Annotated in this window: 16 protein-coding genes and 1 tRNA gene; 11 read left to right on the forward strand and 6 right to left on the reverse strand. The window is 39.6% G+C overall.

Annotation, left to right across the window (positions count from 1 at the left end; translation table 11 throughout):
* Positions 1-31 precede the first annotated feature (31 nt).
* The 3 genes from ACE1TG_RS07905 to ACE1TG_RS07915 form a co-directional block, all read right to left on the reverse strand.
* On the reverse strand, positions 32-1,702 hold the full coding sequence (locus tag ACE1TG_RS07905; protein WP_375051830.1) for an ABC transporter substrate-binding protein: 1,671 nt from the start codon (positions 1,700-1,702) through the stop codon (positions 32-34).
* Between the two features lie 349 nt (positions 1,703-2,051).
* Positions 2,052-3,035 carry an ABC transporter ATP-binding protein gene (locus tag ACE1TG_RS07910; protein WP_375051831.1) on the reverse strand — a complete coding sequence of 328 codons (984 nt, stop codon included), beginning with the start codon at positions 3,033-3,035 and terminating at the stop codon, positions 2,052-2,054.
* Entirely contained in the window at positions 3,032-4,030 is a 999-nt protein-coding gene (locus ACE1TG_RS07915; RefSeq protein ID WP_375051832.1) for an ABC transporter ATP-binding protein, read from the reverse strand. Before ACE1TG_RS07915 ends, ACE1TG_RS07910 begins: the two co-directional genes overlap by 4 nt.
* Before the next feature lie 224 nt (positions 4,031-4,254).
* Here ACE1TG_RS07915 and ACE1TG_RS07920 point away from each other — a divergent pair.
* The 3 genes from ACE1TG_RS07920 (at position 4,255) to ACE1TG_RS07930 (ending at position 6,457) form a co-directional block, all read left to right on the forward strand.
* Positions 4,255-4,328, forward strand: a tRNA-Arg gene (locus ACE1TG_RS07920).
* Between the two features lie 289 nt (positions 4,329-4,617).
* The gene (locus ACE1TG_RS07925; protein ID WP_375051833.1) at positions 4,618-4,875 is read left to right on the forward strand and encodes an atypical membrane-integrating protein (Mistic protein); all 258 of its coding nucleotides are present in this window, start codon (positions 4,618-4,620) and stop codon (positions 4,873-4,875) included.
* An 88-nt stretch (positions 4,876-4,963) separates the two neighbouring features.
* Positions 4,964-6,457, forward strand: a complete 1,494-nt coding sequence (locus tag ACE1TG_RS07930; protein WP_375051834.1) for a BCCT family transporter — start codon at positions 4,964-4,966, stop codon at positions 6,455-6,457.
* Here ACE1TG_RS07930 and ACE1TG_RS07935 read toward each other — a convergent pair.
* The 3 genes from ACE1TG_RS07935 to ACE1TG_RS07945 all read right to left on the reverse strand — a co-directional run bounded on the left by ACE1TG_RS07935 (position 6,419) and on the right by ACE1TG_RS07945 (position 8,368).
* The gene (locus ACE1TG_RS07935) at positions 6,419-6,775 is read right to left on the reverse strand and encodes a hypothetical protein (RefSeq protein WP_375051835.1); all 357 of its coding nucleotides are present in this window, start codon (positions 6,773-6,775) and stop codon (positions 6,419-6,421) included. The genes ACE1TG_RS07930 and ACE1TG_RS07935 overlap by 39 nt on opposite strands.
* Positions 6,776-6,934: 159 nt before the next feature.
* Positions 6,935-7,855 carry a prenyltransferase gene (locus ACE1TG_RS07940; RefSeq protein WP_375051836.1) on the reverse strand — a complete coding sequence of 307 codons (921 nt, stop codon included), beginning with the start codon at positions 7,853-7,855 and terminating at the stop codon, positions 6,935-6,937.
* Between the two features lie 15 nt (positions 7,856-7,870).
* Complete coding sequence (locus ACE1TG_RS07945; RefSeq protein WP_375051837.1) at positions 7,871-8,368, reverse strand: hypothetical protein; 498 nt, start codon at positions 8,366-8,368, stop codon at positions 7,871-7,873.
* Positions 8,369-8,970: 602 nt separating this feature from the next.
* Between ACE1TG_RS07945 and rpoN the strand changes: the two genes are divergently transcribed.
* From rpoN to eno, 8 genes are all read left to right on the forward strand, one after another.
* Positions 8,971-10,245 (forward strand): RNA polymerase factor sigma-54, encoded by a 1,275-nt coding sequence (rpoN, locus tag ACE1TG_RS07950; protein ID WP_375051838.1) that lies wholly within the window; start codon positions 8,971-8,973, stop codon positions 10,243-10,245.
* Between the two features lie 12 nt (positions 10,246-10,257).
* Positions 10,258-10,500, forward strand: coding sequence for a glutaredoxin family protein (locus tag ACE1TG_RS07955; RefSeq protein ID WP_375051839.1), 243 nt, complete (start codon positions 10,258-10,260; stop codon positions 10,498-10,500).
* A gap of 123 nt (positions 10,501-10,623) precedes the next feature.
* Entirely contained in the window at positions 10,624-11,652 is a 1,029-nt protein-coding gene (locus ACE1TG_RS07960; RefSeq protein WP_375051840.1) for a sugar-binding transcriptional regulator, read from the forward strand.
* A 38-nt stretch (positions 11,653-11,690) separates the two neighbouring features.
* Positions 11,691-12,701: a type I glyceraldehyde-3-phosphate dehydrogenase gene (gene gap / locus ACE1TG_RS07965; RefSeq protein ID WP_375051841.1), complete on the forward strand. Its 1,011-nt coding sequence runs from the start codon at positions 11,691-11,693 to the stop codon at positions 12,699-12,701.
* A 382-nt stretch (positions 12,702-13,083) separates the two neighbouring features.
* Positions 13,084-14,265: a phosphoglycerate kinase gene (locus ACE1TG_RS07970; protein WP_375051842.1), complete on the forward strand. Its 1,182-nt coding sequence runs from the start codon at positions 13,084-13,086 to the stop codon at positions 14,263-14,265.
* Positions 14,266-14,291: 26 nt separating this feature from the next.
* Entirely contained in the window at positions 14,292-15,050 is a 759-nt protein-coding gene (gene tpiA, locus ACE1TG_RS07975; protein WP_375051843.1) for a triose-phosphate isomerase, read from the forward strand.
* A complete protein-coding gene (gpmI, locus tag ACE1TG_RS07980) occupies positions 15,047-16,585 on the forward strand; it encodes a 2,3-bisphosphoglycerate-independent phosphoglycerate mutase (protein ID WP_375051844.1) in 1,539 nt (512 codons plus the stop codon). Before tpiA ends, gpmI begins: the two co-directional genes overlap by 4 nt.
* A 48-nt stretch (positions 16,586-16,633) precedes the next feature.
* Positions 16,634-17,920 (forward strand): phosphopyruvate hydratase, encoded by a 1,287-nt coding sequence (gene eno, locus ACE1TG_RS07985; protein ID WP_375051845.1) that lies wholly within the window; start codon positions 16,634-16,636, stop codon positions 17,918-17,920.
* The last annotated feature ends 171 nt before the right edge of the window (positions 17,921-18,091 follow it).

The following is an 18,091-nucleotide window of genomic DNA, read 5'->3' on the forward strand; positions in this document are numbered from 1 at the left end:
CAGAAAATAACTTCTAATTACATGAATGAATCTATTGTTTAATATCCAGTAAATTAAAAGGTTCACTGCCTGTTGGATGTGGAACATAATCTGTCACATTCTGACTGGCCGCAAGCGGCGGGGTCGTATGAGCAATCGGGAACCATGGTGCATCTTCATGGATTAATTCCTGTGCTTCCATGTATAGTTCTGTGCGCACTTCCTGATCCATTTCTGTTTGTGCTTCTTTTAACAGATCGTGGACTTCATCATTTTTATAAAATGCAATGTTTCCTGCAGAACCTACTTTTGCATTGTCTTTATCCAAAAGAACATACAAGAAGTTATCAGGGTCACCATTATCACCAGTCCATCCAAGGAATGCCATATCATGCTCACCATTTTCGGTTGCTGTCAAGTGCGTATCCCAGTCACTTTCCGTAATTTTTACGTTTACATTTATGTCTTTTAGCATTTGCTGAATAGCTTGTGCAGTAACTTTTGGTTGCGGCATATATGGTCTTGGGTTTGCCATGGTATAAAGTGATACGTCAAAGCCATCTGCATACCCAGCTTCTGCTAGTAATGCTTTTGCTTTCTCAACATCGTATCCATAGTCTTCCACTTCGTCATTATATCCCCATAGAGAAGGTGGGATAGGGTTCTTAGCTGGTTTGCCAATACCTTCATACAATGTTAAAAGCTCTTCTTTATCAATTGCTAGATTAATAGCCTGACGAACGAGTTTTTCTGACATTGGTCCTTCTTTACTAGTGTTCATTGCCATATAGCTAATATTCATAGAAGGTCTGCGGATGATTTGCAGGTTTGAGTCATCTTCAGCTGTTTCGATATCCTGTGGGTTTAAACCTGTCATTAAATCAATGGAACCTGCCTGTAATTCCAGAAAACGTGCCCCATTATCTGGTATTGTACGGAAAATTACTTTATCTACATTAGCAGTTTCGCCGAAGTAGTCTTCATTTTTAGTAACAGTAATACTGTCATCTGGAACCCATTCCTCAAACACGAAAGGCCCAGTTCCAACAGGGTTTTTAAAATAGTTTTCTCCATGCTCTTCAACGGCAGCAGGGCTTGCAATACCAAATGGAGGCATTGCTAGTGTCTGAAGAAATGGAGCATTTGGCTCTGACAACGTGAATTTAACTTCATAATCGCCACTTGCTTCAACACTTTCAATGATTCCGCCAAGATCGTCTTCTGATGCACCAAACATGTAGCCATAGTAAATAAATTCACCAGAGGTTGCCCAGCGTTCGAAATTAAATACAACATCTTTTGCTGTAAAGTCGTTGCCATCATGGAACTTTACACCTTCACGGAGCTGAAATGTCCAGACTGTTCCATCTTCGTTAACACTCCAATCTTCCGCCAATGCAGGTTTTACTTCGGTACTTTCCTCCTTATACCGAACCAGTGTGTCATAAATTTGATTGGTTACATAAATGGATTCACCATCAGTAACTTTTGACGGATCCAGTTGAATTGAGTCAGCACCGCGGCCGAATACAAGTGTTTTTTCACCGGTTCCCTCGGAAGCCTGATCATCTGATGAATCACCTGAATCTGAAGAATCGGACGAGTCATCTGACTGAGTATCATCAGTAGACCCGGTGCCAGCATCTTCTGTACAAGCTCCTAAAAAGAATACTACTGCAAAAAGTAAAGTAAACATTAAAAATAAATTACGCTTCTTCAACATAAGTTCCCCCTTTGATTAATTTTGATAAAGGTATGATTCTAGTGGTTTTTTAATTCTTTAGAGAAATATGAAATTAAAGCTCTAAAGAATAAAACAAGTTACCGAAACAGCCACGTCCAGCTCCGACGTACAGATCCTACTAGTGCCTGAAGCCATAGAACGGTGCGTTCTCACCGGCCATCGCCCAGCAACTAGTGAACTTCCTTCTCCTCCTTACAATAAGGGAACCACCAGATCCTGTGGCAACGTCTGCCTCCCTCACGTTCTGTGGGGCAACATCCGTTCACCGTGTTTCCTTTAGTTCATACGGATATTCCAGTTCATACGTCGCAAAAAGGGCGCTTCCGCTTTAGGTTTCAACCACCTCCTTAACAAAGTGACAGGATGCCAATTGTCCGTCTGAAGAGACTTTTTTAAGCTTTGGTTCCTGGGTACGGCATATTTCTTCCGCATAAGGACAACGTGTATGGAATTTACAGCCTTGTGGCGGGTTTGCAGGTGACGGTAAATCACCGGATAAAATTATCCGCTGTTTTTCCTGATTTGGATTAACTTCCGGAACGGCTGATAATAAAGCTTGTGTATAAGGATGTTTTGGATTTTGATAAACTTCTGCGACTTCACCTATTTCTACGAGTTCACCTAAATACATAACCGCTACCCGGTCGCTGATATGGTGAACAACGCTCAGATCATGTGCAATAAAAATATATGTAAGGTTAAACTCATCCTGCAGATCTTCCATTAAATTAATGACCTGTGCTTGAATGGAAACATCAAGTGCTGAAACGGGCTCATCACAAATGACCAACTCAGGCTCTAGAGCCAGTGACCTTGCAATCCCGATTCGCTGCCGTTGACCGCCACTGAATTCGTGCGGATAACGGGATTTGTGATACGAACTTAACCCAACAACATCCAGCAGTCGTTTTAACTTTTTCTGTCTTTCGTTCTTAGGTATATTAAATATCTTCATTGGTTCAGTAATCGTTTGTTCAATCGTTTTACGTGGGTTTAATGACGCATATGGATCCTGAAAAATAATCTGCATATCCTTTCGCAGTTTTCGGAGTTCTTCTCCACGAAAAGATGTAATATTTTCACCTTTAAAATATACTTCACCTTCAGTTGGTTCCAAAAGTTTAAGCATAACCCTGCCTGCAGTGGATTTTCCACAACCGCTTTCACCGACTAAACCAAGTGTTTCGCCTGCTTCGATTGAAAAGGAAATACCATCAACCGCTTTGAGTACGGGCTTTTCTCTGGAAAAAAGGTTTTCGCTCTTTATTGGGAAATGTTTTTTTATATTATTTACTTCTAATAATGTACTCATGTTGTTACCGCCTTTTTGGATTCCTCGTATAGTAAGCAACGGACGAAATGGTCATCATCAACTTCTCTTAAGTTAGGATCATTTGTAAGACAGCTGTCCATTACATGTTTGCATCTTGGTGCAAAACTGCAGCCCGTTGGCAGAGATCTTAAATCAGGTGGAACACCATCAATAGCTTCAAGCTTTTGTTTATTTGGGGTTATTTTAGGAATTGAATTCATGAGACCAAGTGTATAAGGGTGTTTACCTTTTTCGAATAAATGCTTCGTTTCTGAAAATTCTGCAGGTTTACCTGCATACATTACCATGACACGGTCACAAACTTCAGAAACAACACCTAAATCATGCGTAATCATGACAATCGCCATATTAAGTTCTTTTTGCATACGTTTAAACAATTCCAGTATTTGAGCTTGAATTGTTACATCTAGTGCTGTCGTTGGTTCATCAGCAATAAGGAGGGAAGGGTTACACGATAATGCAATCGCAATCATTACTCGCTGACGCATTCCTCCGCTAAACTCATGCGGATAGTCTTTTAGTCGTTTTTCGGGATCAGGGATACCTACCAGGTTCAGTAACTCCAATGCACGCGCTTTGGCCTGCTTTTTCGACATATCCTCGTGCGCCAGGATAGTTTCAATCATTTGTTTCTCAACTGTAAAAACAGGATTTAGCGATGTCATCGGATCCTGGAACACCATGGCAATCTCTTTTCCACGAATTTTACGCATCTGCTTTTGTGATTTGTTAAGCAAATTTTCGCCTTTAAAATTTATTTCACCATCTACAATTTTTCCGGGTGGGGAAGGGATCAATCCAAGGATCGACATTGCTGTAATACTTTTACCTGAGCCTGATTCTCCAACAATACCGAGTGTTTCGCCAGGACTGACTTTGAAATCAATACCATCAACCGCCTTTACAACCCCTGCCTTGGTAAAAAAATGCGTATGCAGATTTTTTACCTCCAGGAGCGGAGCATCGTGATTCATATGTAGCCTCCTTAGTTGTGCTATATTTTGTAATAGTTTGACTGTTTTGAATTAACTTTTAGTATACAACCTAAAAAGTAATTTTGGGGTTTTTCTCTTTTTTCTCAAAAATAATAATATTTAAAATAAATATTCAAGAATAAAAGATTATATGAAAAGACTTGTTTCTATGGGAATGTGACGTTATAATATCGTATGTGTCAAATTTACTTTTTATATAATAGGCGCCCATAGCTCAGTAGGATAGAGCTTTGGTTTCCGGTACCAAGTGTCGGGGGTTCGAATCCCTCTGGGCGCACTAAAAAAGGCAGGAGCTACAGTTAATGTAGCTCCTGCCTTTTTTAGTTACTTCTTTAAGTGAAACTATGCTTAACAAAGGCCGAAAACTGAATTAAAGTGGATGAGGACTGAATTATGTGTGACGGAGACTGATTATACAGAGTAGAAACCGAATAATCACGTAATCATTGAAGGAAGACTGAATAATTGGCCGAGAAGACTGAATAAATCCGGTCGTGGGCATATGACCTAAACCAACTTCTAATATTGTAATACTTTTTGGATATTCTAAGTAATGGGTGATACATATGAAGGCAGATGAAAAAGATTACAAAAAATACAGCGATGCCATCGATCTGATACAGCAGGGGAACGATGCTATGATTGATTTATTTAATGAAATGGAAGATGATACTGAACTGATAGGTTTTGATCAAAACGTCGTAGAACAGATTGAAAAAGCAAAGGCTAAATTCGGTGATGATGCAGTCAATGAGAAAATCAATACGGTTGTACGCGAGATGCTCTCTTGGCTGGATCTTGGAGATAGTGATGGTTCCTCGTGAACTATATCTAAATAACATATTCCCTTTCTGTATAGCACTATAAAATTCAGAGATACTAACACTAGAAATGCAGAAAGAGGGGATGAAAATGAAACAGGTAACTACCGTTTTTTGGATTACTTTGGCCATAACATTAGGTATGTCATTATTGGGAGTTTTAGCCCCTACAGGTTTTGAAAATATCTCAAAAACAATTATGAACTATATATCTGTTCATTTTGGCTGGTATTATTTACTGATTGTAACGTTGTTTGTACTGTTTTGTTTATATTTAATTATTAGCCCATATGGTAAGATCAGGCTTGGGAAACCGGGCGAAAAGCCAGAATTCAGCTATCCAACGTGGCTTGCTATGCTTTTTAGTGCTGGTATGGGGATAGGTCTAGTATTCTATGGTGTAGCATCGCCTGTATCACATTATATTAATACCCCTCCCACTGCAGAGCCTGGTACAAGAGAGGCGCTTGAGGATTCGCTGCGTGTCACATTCTTTCACTATGGTATTCATGCGTGGGCGATATACGCTGTGATAGCTTTAGTACTAGCCTATTTTACATTTCGTCATGAAAAGCCTGGTTTAATAAGTGCTACACTTGAACCTATTTTTGGGGATAAAATGAGTGGGGGATGGGGAAAGTTAATTGATGTTATTGCCGTTTTTGCCACAATAGTAGGTGTAGCTACAACCCTTGGTTTTGGAGCAACACAGATTAATGGAGGACTAACTTATCTCCTTGATATCGAGAGTTCGTTTTGGGTTCAGCTTGTTATTATCCTTATTGTAACTGTGTTGTTCATGTTGTCGACGTATACAGGACTTAGTAAAGGCATCAAGTATTTAAGTAATGCTAATATGACTTTAGCAGGAGTGTTATTGGTTGGTACATTAATACTGGGACCAACATTGTACATTTTTAATTCATTTACAGATACAATTGGTGCATATCTTCAAAAACTTCCTACTGAGAGTTTTCGCATAGCTCCACATAATGATGAGGAGAGACAGTGGGTTTTAGACTGGACCGTATTCTTTTGGGCGTGGTGGATAGCCTGGGCTCCGTTCGTTGGAATCTTTATTGCCCGAGTATCAAAAGGACGCTCAATCAGGGAATTCCTGACAGGTGTTCTCCTTGTACCTTCCGTTGTTAGCTTCCTTTGGTTTTCAACATTTGGCATAACAGGCATTAATGAACAGAATAAAGGTGCAGATATTGCTGGACTTCCTGATGAGCAGGCTTTATTTGGAATGTTTGGAGAAATTCCTTTAGGAATCGTCTTATCGATAATTGCCTTAATGCTAATTGGAACTTTCTTTATTACATCAGCAGATTCAGCTACATTTGTATTAGGCATGCAAACAACAAATGGTTCGTTATCTCCTCCAACTACGGTGAAGTTTGTGTGGGGATTTGCCCAATCAACTATAGCAGCTGTACTCCTGTATACTGGAGGACTGCAAGCGTTGCAAAATGCTTTGATATCAGCAGCGTTCCCGTTTTCGGTAATTATGCTGCTAATGGTTTTTTCCTTTTATAAAGCATTGCTAAAAGATAAAAAAAGTGGTCCGGATAAAGTGAAATAGAGGTTGCAGACAAGGGATAGATAATCCCTTGTCGCTTTTTTTTGGGTGATTCGTAAAAGGTTGATGTTCGCGCGACAACGTAGCAAACTCGAGCGACAACGCAGCAAACTCGAGCGACAACGCAGCAAACCCGAGCGACAACACAGAAAACTCGAGCGACAACGCACTCAACTCGAGCGAGAACACAGCAAACTCGAGCGAGAACACAGCAAACTCGAGCGAGAACACAGCAAACCCGAGCGACAACACAGCAAACTCGAGCGAGAACACAGCAAACTCGAGCGAGAACACAGCAAACTCGAGTGAGAACACACTCAAACTCGCGATTCTCCTCATGCTGTAATGCGGGGGCTCGCCAATGCATTTCCTCCGCTGGATTATACTCGTTTTTTCTTAATTACTAATATTGTAATGATTAACCATTCAAGCCAGCTGCGTGTCGGAGAGTCACAACTACATTAGACTTTGAAAGAACCTTTAATTAATTAAAAAACCTATCCAAACCCCGCATGAAAATAGCAGGCCAAATGCCCAATGGTGCCATGCTGCCCATTTCATTCCTTTGATTTCCTCAGATCGTTTAGCATTAATGCGCAAAGCCCAACGCAAGCGGAAAGCAAGTGGTAAGGCTAGTAAGACTGCTAGCGACTGCCAAGCGATTACGCTGTATAAAACGAGTCCAAGTACTGTTATATAAGCAATTGAAAGCAGTGCAACGAGTATATTTATCGCTCTGGCACGCCCTAATATTGCTGGGAGTGTTTTTCGAAAGGTGCTGTCTTTTTCCAGATCCCGAATATTATTTGTTAAAATCATCGAAGCGATAAGCATCGCAAATGGTAGTGAAATTGCTGCAATCTGAATATCTATCGAATGTCCTTGAACACTGTAGCCAAGAATTGTTATAACGGGACCAAGAAAAATAAATGCAACTGTTTCACCTAACCCGATTGAACATAATGGACGTGGACCAGCTGAATAGAAAAAGCCAAAAGCGATTCCTAATATCCCCGCGAGTATAACCCATAAACTGCTCGTTAAAGCAATCCATGCTCCAATTATAATGGAGATACCAAGCATCGATCCTGCTGCATAAGCAACCACTGCATGTGGCGGACCGTGTGCATCGGATGGATTAAGTGTCCATTTTTCCTTGTCCTGCCCATTCCGGAAATCATAATAATCATTGAAAAGATTTGTTGCTGCCTGTATTAGTAATGCTGCGAATAAAAGGGCAATAAATACATCTAACTGAATTGGCCCTTTTGATGTAGCTATTCCTGTGCCGACTAATACTGGAGTTAGTGTGCCTGTTAGAGTCATTGGCCTAATGAGTTGAAGCCAGGAAGAACGGTAATAATATTTATCAGATCTAAGATCCATTGTAATTTGTGTCATGATCGTCACTCCTTCTTATAGTAATACCATGCAAATAATTAGAGCGATAAAACCGCTAATCTCCACCGTTTCTAGAAGTATTGTTATCCGCAGAGCTTTTGAAAGGGGTTTTTTATCACCTGAATCAGCATTTTCCCATAGCGCAACATCTGAAAATACCTTTACGGATTGCCTATACCCAACAAAAACCCCCCATAGTAAAGTGAAAAGCGCAATTAGCAGTGCAGTTAGCCAAATGTTTCCGTATGATGTGTACCATATGTCAACTAAATTATTTATCGGGCCACCAATTGTTCCAAGTATTATTCCGGTCAAAATAACACCAAAGCCTGCTGCTGTTAGGAATCTGTGTGACCATTGAATAAGTGCCAGAAAGAATTTTCTTTGTTGAGTAAATTTCATATTTCTGACTGATGGAAAAACACCCCAGCCAATAAACATAACCCCACCAATCCAATTCACCGCTAGAAATATATGGATTCCTAATATGATTTGCCGGACTTCCCATGGCATAACAATCACCAACCCTGCTTTATTTACTTATTTCTTGCTTATAGTGTAATCCTCTAATCCGTGTAATAATGTGATATATGTCACTAAACGAAATGAAATGGTGAATACTTTTAAAACATTTCATAAAGAACGTCTATAATGGAAGAGAAATAGTAGAAACCTGCAGATTGATGGACTAGGGTTAGTCTTAATTTGCATACAAAAAAGCAATTTTCCTATTTATGTTGGAAAAATTAGCGATAATAATGGTTATGAGATGACAACGTAGCATTCATTCTCTAATGGATATAGGCTTAATAAGGGTATGGAGACAATTGGGTTTAATATGAAAAGTTCTGATCAACTGAAACCACCTATTTCAATAGAACTGGAGTTTTTTCCAAATTGGCAGATAAGAAAGTATAAATCCTTTCTCACTGCATAAGTGCAACTAAGGCTTATCTATTTTAAGGCTTGGCGATAGGTCAAGTTTTCTAAGATTACGGGGGATGAAAAAGTAAGGATAAAATAAGGGAAAAAGAACAGGGCTGTTAAACTTCGCCATGTTCTTTTTCCCTTATCCTATCTTTTAATGTAAAATAGAAAGTAGACTGGAGGGGATTATGGTGCAGCAAAAACTGAAGCAAGAACAGACATTACAATTAAAAATGAACCAATCCCTGCTGCAATCAATCCATTTATTACAGTTTACCGGAATTGAAATAATTGATTATATTAAGGAAATTTCCAAAGAAAACCCATTGATAGAAGAAGTGAATTATGATTATGAAATAACAAATTATAAAAATTCGAATGCGGACCAGCCCTCGATTGGAGAGATAAATCAGGCAACATTATCTATGTATGAACAATTGAAGAGCCAGCTGTACACACTGAATGTGCCGAGTGATTTGGAACCAGTTGTATCGTATGGGATTGATTCGCTGGATGATGATGGCTATTTGGATATTGACTTGAGTATATGGGCCGAAAACTGCAATACAACCATTGAAAAGGTTGAACAGTCATTAGCATTAATACAGTCACTTGATCCCACTGGAATTGGAGCGAGAACATTGCAGGAATGTATCCAGTTACAGATGGATGCTTCATATTCATTTATCGGAGAGTTGCTGCAGGAACACTTGGATTGGGTAGCTGAGGAAAATATCACTGGCATCAGCGATCAATATCAATTAACTAAGGATAAAGCTAGGGATATGTTAGAAGATATAAAGTCCTGTCACCCAAAGCCTGGTAAACTTCTATCACAAACCAGCACAGAATATATAATTCCGGAAGCAAATATTTATGAAGAAGATGGCAAATGGAAGATTTCATTTTATAAATGGAATTCACCCGCGATTGAAATAAATGAATCCTATGCTAACCTTATGGCAAGTGAGAAAGATGCGAAGGAATATTTGAAAGATAAATTAAAGCAAGTGGACTGGCTCAAGCATGCAATTTCATTTAGGTCAAATACATTAGAGAAAGTCATCCGAAATATTGTGGACAAGCAGCAGATGTATTTTGAACATGGTTCTTTTATGCTGCAACCGTTAACCTTAAAGGATATTGCCACAGACTTAAGGCTTCATATTTCAACTGTCAGCCGTGCGATATCCAACAAATATGTTCAGACAAAGCATGGTGTCATTCCGCTGAACTTCTTCCTCCAATCGGGGGTTAAGCAGGCTAGTGGACAGCAGACATCGTCATTTGTCATTAAGCAATTAATTTTTGAACTGCTTAAGCATGAAGACAAGCAGAAGCCGTTGTCTGATCAGATGATTAAAAACCGGCTGGACGAGGAATTCGGAATATCAATTGCACGAAGAACAGTGATGAAGTATCGTGAACAGTTAGGGATAGCTTCTTCAACCAAAAGAAAATAATGGGGGATAAAGATGCAAAGAGTCATTTTTTATACGAAAGAAAATTGTTCACTATGTGATGATGCGCAAACATTACTTGATTTATTAAAAGACGCTTATCCTTTTCAATTGGAAGAACGTGATATTTATTCAAAAGATGAATGGCTCGAGAAATATCAATTGATGATACCAGTGGTTAAAATAAATGATACTACCCTTGATTGTGAGCAAATCAGTTACGAAGCATTGGAAAAAGCATTGAAGGAGACAAATTGATTGAATAAAAATATGTGTATGGTAAAATAATAAGTGGAGCAAAACCATCCACATATTTTTTTGCCTGATGCGGGACGCGAATTTGCTAGGCGGGACCAATTCTGTCCACGAAGGAGTATTTTCATGCGAGATTTAATTGATGTACAGAAAAAATTATATCCTGATCTCCTGGAAATTATGCAGCAGCGTTATGCTGTTTTGCAGAATATTGAACTCCTGCAGCCGATTGGGAGGCGTGGATTAGCAGAAAACACAAGCCTTACTGAACGTAATGTGCGTGGCGAAATCGATTTTCTTCATGAGCAAAGTTTAATTGATATCACATCAAAAGGAATGCAAATTACAAAAGAGGGAAAATTAGTAATTAAGCAATTGTCCGATTTCATGCAGGAAGCAATGGGGTTAAGTGTTTTGGAAAGGCAATTGAAGGATAAATTACAAATAAGTAATATTATGGTTGTTCCTGGTAATAGCGATGACTATGATTGGGTAAAACAAGAGATGGGAAAAGCTTGTGCTTCCTTTTTGAAGGAAAGCGTGAAATCTCCACAAACAATTGCAGTTACTGGTGGAACAACAATGGCTGCAGTTGCCAGTATGATGGCTCCTTTTGATAATGCAGCAAGCAGCTTATTTGTTCCGGCAAGAGGCGGTATTGGTGAAAAAGAGGAAAATCAGGCTAATACGATTGTTGCCAAGATGGCGAGGGAGGCTAAAGGTGATTATCGGTTACTTTACGTTCCTGATCCATTAAGTGAAACATCATACCAGAACATCATTAAGGAACCTTCCATTAATGAAACGCTTCAGCTGATTAAGAGTTCCAGTGTTGTATTACATGGAATAGGCGATGCGTTAACAATGGCTAAACGAAGAAAGACACCTGAAGAGATTACGGAGAAATTAAAGAAGAAGAAAGCAGTAAGTGAAGCATTTGGTTATTATTTTGATAAGTTCGGTGATGTTGTTTATAAGGTAAGAACTATTGGCATACAGCTGGATGATTTATCGACTGTTAATCAAGTGATCACAATAGCTGGAGGATATTCGAAGGCTAACGCAATTGCTTCCTATTTTAAAAAAGGAAAAAGTGATTTGCTTATTACAGATGAAGCAGCTGCTGAACAGATTTTAAGAGATGAGTCTCTTTAAATAGAATAAAATTTATAAAATTTTAGGAGGAATTATACATGACAGTAAAAATGGGAATTAACGGATTTGGACGGATTGGACGTAATGTTTTTCGTCAGGCACTAAAAAACAACGAAGTAGAGGTTGTTGCAGTAAATGACTTGACAGATGCTGATATGCTTGCACATTTATTAAAGTATGACTCGGTGCACGGTAAATTGGATCAGGAAGTATCAGTGAACGGATCCAATATTGTTGTTGGCGGAAAAGAAATTAAAGTGCTATCAGAAAGAGATCCTGCTGACTTAGGCTGGGGAGATCTTGGCGTAGATATTGTAATTGAATCCACTGGACGTTTTACACAACGCGATGATGCTAAGAAACACCTTGATGCAGGCGCGAAGAAAGTAATCATTTCAGCACCGGCAAAACAGGAAGATTTAACAATGGTTATGGGTGTTAATGAAACTGATTATAATCCAAGTGAGCATCACATTGTATCCAATGCATCTTGTACAACCAACTGTATTGCACCATTAGCAAAAGTGTTACAGGAAAAATTCGGTTTGAAACGTGGTTTAATGACTACTGTTCACTCTTACACAAACGACCAGCAAATCCTTGACTTGCCGCATAAAGATTATCGTCGTGCACGTGCTGCAGCACAAAATATCATTCCAACATCAACTGGTGCAGCAAAAGTTGTTGGCAAAGTATTGCCTGAATTAGATGGTAAGTTGAATGGTATGGCGGTTCGTGTTCCAACTCCAGACGGTTCATTAGTTGATTTGGTAGCTGAACTCGATCAAAATGTTACAGAAGAAGAAGTTAACAAAGCATTTCAGGAAGCAGCAGCTGAAGGCGACCTTAAAGACGTATTGGAATACAGTGATGAAGCACTTGTTTCATCTGATATTGTTGGTAATCCACATTCATCTATCTTTGATAGCCTATCAACCATGACACTTGAAGATAACATGGTGAAAGTCATTTCATGGTATGACAATGAAATGGGTTATTCTGCACGTTGTGTGGACATGGCAGTGTATATTCAAAACCAAGGATTATAAGATATAATGTAAGGGGGAGAGGGCAATCCTCTTCCTTTTCTAGCTGTATAGGAAATTATAAAATTTAAGTGCTGTGGATAATTGGACATCAAAATCATCGACGTCCAGCTCCGACGTACAGGACGTACTAGTGCCGGTGATGCCACAGGAGGTGGCGTTCTCACCGGCCAGCGCCTAGCGCCTAGTGGACTTCCTTCCCCGTGTCTACGATAAGTCAACATCGAATCGCTTACGCTCTTCGTGTATCCTTTATCTCACACGGGTCAGTCCAGTCCATACGGCGCTGAACAGGCGCTTGCGCTTTTGTTCTATAATGTGATTAATGGGAGAAATTCCGGGGAATTTAATAAGATACATAAGTTTAAAAGCAGGAGGTATAGGCATGAACAAAAAAACACTTCACGATCTTGATGTAGAAGGCAAGCGAGTGTTTTGCCGCGTAGACTTCAACGTGCCAATGAAGAATGGTGAAGTTACGGATGATACACGAATTAAGGCCGCATTACCAACAATTAATTATTTATCCGAAAATGGTGCAATTGTTATTTTGGCGAGTCACCTTGGCCGTCCTAAAGGAGAAGTTAAAGAAGAATTACGTTTGGACCCTGTAGCGGAGCGCCTAAGTGATCTCATTGGCAAAGATGTTGTGAAAACAGACTCTGTCTACGGGAAAGAAGTTCATGAAGCTATCTCACAAATTAGTGATGGAGATATTTTACTGATTGAAAATGTTCGTTTTGAAGCTGGTGAGGAAAAGAATGGTCAGGATTTAGCAGAAGCTTTCGAAGAGATGGCTGATTTATATGTGAATGACGCATTTGGAGCGGCTCATCGCGCACATGCCTCGACAACAGGAGTTGCTGAAAAGCTGCCAGCTGCAGCAGGATTCCTGATGGAAAAAGAGATTGAAGTACTAGGAAAAGCCCTTGAGAATCCGGAGCGACCGTTTACAGCAATTATCGGTGGTGCCAAAGTAAAAGATAAGATTAATGTAATCGATCATCTATTGGATAAAGTAGATAATCTTATTATTGGTGGTGGACTTGCATATACTTTCATAAAAGCACAGGGTCATGAAATTGGTAAGTCACTGCTTGAAGAAGACAAAATTGATTTGGCAAAAGAATTCATGCAAAAAGCAGAAGATAAGGGTGTAAACTTTATTTTGCCAAAAGATGCTGTCGTAGCTGATGATTTTTCAGAAACAGCTAACACGAAAATTGTTGATATAAATGAAATTCCTGCAGATTGGGAAGCATTAGATATTGGGCCAAAAACACGTGAAGCCTATGAAAAAATTGTTGCTGACTCAAAGCTGGTAATTTGGAATGGGCCAATGGGTGTTTTTGAATATAATGCATTTGCCGGTGGGACGAGAGCAGTGGCTGAGGCATTAGCAAACACAGAAGGTTATACTGTTATTGGTGGTGGAGACTCCGCTGCAGCTGTTGAAAAGTTTGGTTTTGCTGAAGCTATGGACCACGTTTCAACAGGTGGAGGAGCTTCCCTTGAATTTATGGAAGGCAAAGTGTTGCCAGGTGTACAAGCATTAGATGACAAATAACTAAATCTGAAATTAGAGGTGAGAGGATGCGCAATAAAGTAATCGCTGGAAATTGGAAAATGAATAAAGTTTTAAAAGAAGCAAATCAGTTTACTGATGATGTGGTACAAAAGGTACCAAGCAATGATAATGTGGAATCCATTATATGTGCACCATTTCCCTTTTTACCATCTTTAGTTGAAAAAACTAAAGGAACAAAAGTAAAGATCGGTGCGCAGAATATGCATTATGAAGAGAAGGGCGCATTTACCGGCGAAGTAAGCCCGGTTATGCTGAAAGATCTTGGTGTGACTCATGTTGTTATTGGCCATTCCGAACGTCGGGAACATTTTTCTGAAACAGATGAAACGGTCAATAAGAAAGTCCATGCAGCATTCAAACATGGGCTTACACCGATTGTTTGTGTTGGTGAGACACTTGATCAACGCGAAGCAAACGAAACGATGAACCACATTGAAAAACAAGTTCGTAAAGGGCTTGAGGGATTGTCAGATGAACAGGTAGCTTCAACGATCGTTGCCTATGAACCTATTTGGGCAATTGGTACAGGTAAAACGGCCTCAAGTGAGGATGCGAATGAAGTTTGTACGCACATCCGTAATGTAATCAAGGATGCTTCAACCGAAGAAACTGCTGAAAAAGTTGTTATTCAATACGGTGGCAGTGTCAAACCCGCCAATATTGATGAATTGTTAACGCAATCTGACATTGATGGTGTACTAGTTGGAGGAGCCAGCCTTGAAGCAGAATCATTTTTAGCGCTTGTGGAGGCCGGTACAAAATGAATCAGGGAAACTTAGCTGCACTCATCATCTTAGACGGATTTGGTATTCGTGATGAAAAGATGGGTAATGCAGTCAGACAGGCGAACACACCAAACTTTGACCGCTATTGGGAGAAGTTCGCCCACAACCAGTTACAAGCAAGTGGTGAAGCAGTTGGACTTCCTGAGGGTCAGATGGGTAACTCGGAAGTCGGCCACCTTAATATTGGTGCTGGTCGGATCGTTTACCAGAGTTTAACTCGTGTTAATTTATCGATTAAAGAAGGCGATTTTTTCGAAAAAGAAGCATTTCTTAAATCAATTCAGCATGCGAAGGATAAAGGTAAATCACTGCACATTTTTGGTCTGTTGTCAGACGGTGGTGTGCACAGCCATATTAACCATCTTTTTGCAATGTTAAAGTTAGCTCGAGATAATGGGCTGGAAAATGTGTATGTCCATGCATTTCTTGATGGCCGTGATGTTGGTCCGCAAACAGCTAAAACTTACATTGAACAAACAGAAGAAAAAATGAAAGAATATGGTGTTGGAAAAATTGCTACAATTTCTGGACGTTATTATTCCATGGATCGTGATAAACGATGGGAGCGCGTTAAAAAAGCATATGATGCGATGGTCTATGGTGACGGCCCTAAATATCAGAGCCCGTATAAAGTGATTGACGACTCCTATAAAAATGGAATACATGATGAGTTTGTTATTCCATCTGTTATTACTGATGATCATGATGAACCTGTTGGAAAAGTTCAGGATGAGGATTCAATTATCTTTTACAACTTCCGTCCTGATCGTGCAATTCAAATTTCTCGCACATTTGCTAATGAAGATTTTCGAGACTTTGACCGTGGAGAAAACGTTCCAAAAAATCTGGACTTCGTAATGCTTACGAACTTCAGTGAATCAGTTGATGGTTATGTTGCATATAAGCCTGTCAATTTAGATAATACTGTTGGTGAAGTACTGGCTCAGAATGATATGAAGCAGCTTCGAATTGCTGAAACGGAAAAATACCCGCATGTTACCTTTTTTATGAGTGGCGGACGTGAAAATGAATTCCCTGGTGAAAAACGTGTCCTTATCGATTCTCCAAAAGTTGCGACATATGACCTGAAGCCTGAAATGAGTGTTTATGAGGTCACTGATAAATTGTTGGAAGAACTTGATTCGAAACAGCACAATGCAGTTATATTAAACTTTGCGAATCCGGACATGGTTGGGCACTCTGGTATGCTGGAACCGACAATTAAAGCAATAGAAGCAGTTGATGAATGTCTAGGTAAAGTAGTTGATAAAATATTAGAGCTAGGCGGTAATGCGATTATTACAGCGGATCATGGAAATTCAGATGAAGTTACAACGCTGGAAGGTGATCCAATGACTGCTCACACGACAAACCCTGTTCCTGTTATTGTTACAGGTGATGATATGGAACTTCGTGATGGTGGTATTTTAGCCGATTTATCACCAACATTGCTGGACTTGTTAAATATTGAAAAACCAGAAGAAATGACTGGCGAATCACTAATTAAAAGGTAAGTTTTTTCTAAGGCTACTAGCAAAATTATAAAACAAGGAGCGATTTTTATGCCATATATTACAGATGTTTATGGAAGAGAAGTGTTAGATTCCCGCGGTAACCCTACAGTTGAGGTGGAAATCTTTACAGAATCAGGTGCGTTTGGTGCTGCTTTAGTACCAAGTGGTGCATCTACTGGTGAGTATGAAGCGGTAGAACTCCGTGATGGTGACAGTGAACGTTATTTAGGCAAAGGAGTTCAGAAAGCTGTTCATAACATTAACGATATCATTGGTCCAGAATTAATTGGTGTTGATGCAACTCGTCAAAATATCATTGACCAAATTATGCTGGAGCTTGATGGTACAGAAAACAAGGGTAATCTTGGTGCTAACGCAATCTTAGGTGTATCGATGGCAGTTGCACATGCTGCATCAAGTTATCTTGAAATCCCACTTTACAATTACTTAGGTGGATTTAATGCAAAGACACTTCCGACACCAATGATGAACATTCTGAACGGTGGAGAGCATGCTGATAATAATGTAGACATTCAGGAATTTATGATTATGCCTGTAGCTGCAGCAACATTTCAGGAAGCACTTCGTACCGGTGCAGAAATTTTCCATTCACTGAAAAAAGTATTAAAATCAAAAGGCTACAACACTGGTGTTGGCGATGAAGGTGGATTTGCACCAAATCTTAAGTCCAACGAAGAAGCATTGCAAACCATTGTGGAAGCTATTGAAGCTGCTGGTTATAAATCAGGTGAAGAAGTTCAGCTGGCAATGGACGTAGCTGCTTCTGAAATTTACAGTGACGGCAAATATAATCTAAAAGGTGAAGGCGTCGTACGAACATCAGCAGAAATGGTTGACTGGTATGAAGATATGGTAAATAAATATCCAATTATCTCAATTGAAGATGGCTTGGACGAGAATGACTGGGAAGGCCATAAATTATTAACTGATCGAATTGGAGATCGCGTACAACTTGTTGGTGATGACTTATTCGTTACAAATACAAGTAAGCTTTCCCAAGGTATCGAACAGGGTGTTGGCAACTCCATCTTAGTTAAGGTTAACCAAATCGGCACTTTAACAGAAACCTTTGAAGCAATCGAAATGGCCAAACGTGCAGGATATACTGCCATCATTTCACACCGTTCTGGTGAAACAGAAGATGCGACAATTGCTGATATAGCTGTTGCATCAAACGCTGGACAAATTAAAACAGGTGCACCATCACGTACAGATCGCGTAGCAAAATACAACCAGCTGTTACGTATCGAAGACGAATTGGCGGGCATGGGTGAATATGCTGGGCTAAGTGCGTTTTATAATTTGAAAAAATAATACTGGTACTGTAAAGAGGCGGAGTGAATCCGTCTCTTTTTTTGGGCTCTAAAATATTTGTTGGGGTATTGGCAAAATTCCAACCAATAAAAAAAGCACGCAAGCTCCTTATTTGATAAACTTTGTTTATACCACTAAACAAAACAAAAAGGAGTTGCGTGTAATTGAATT

It is taken from the genome of Virgibacillus sp. JSM 102003 (assembly GCF_041949995.1).
Lineage (GTDB): Bacteria > Bacillota > Bacilli > Bacillales > Amphibacillaceae > Lentibacillus.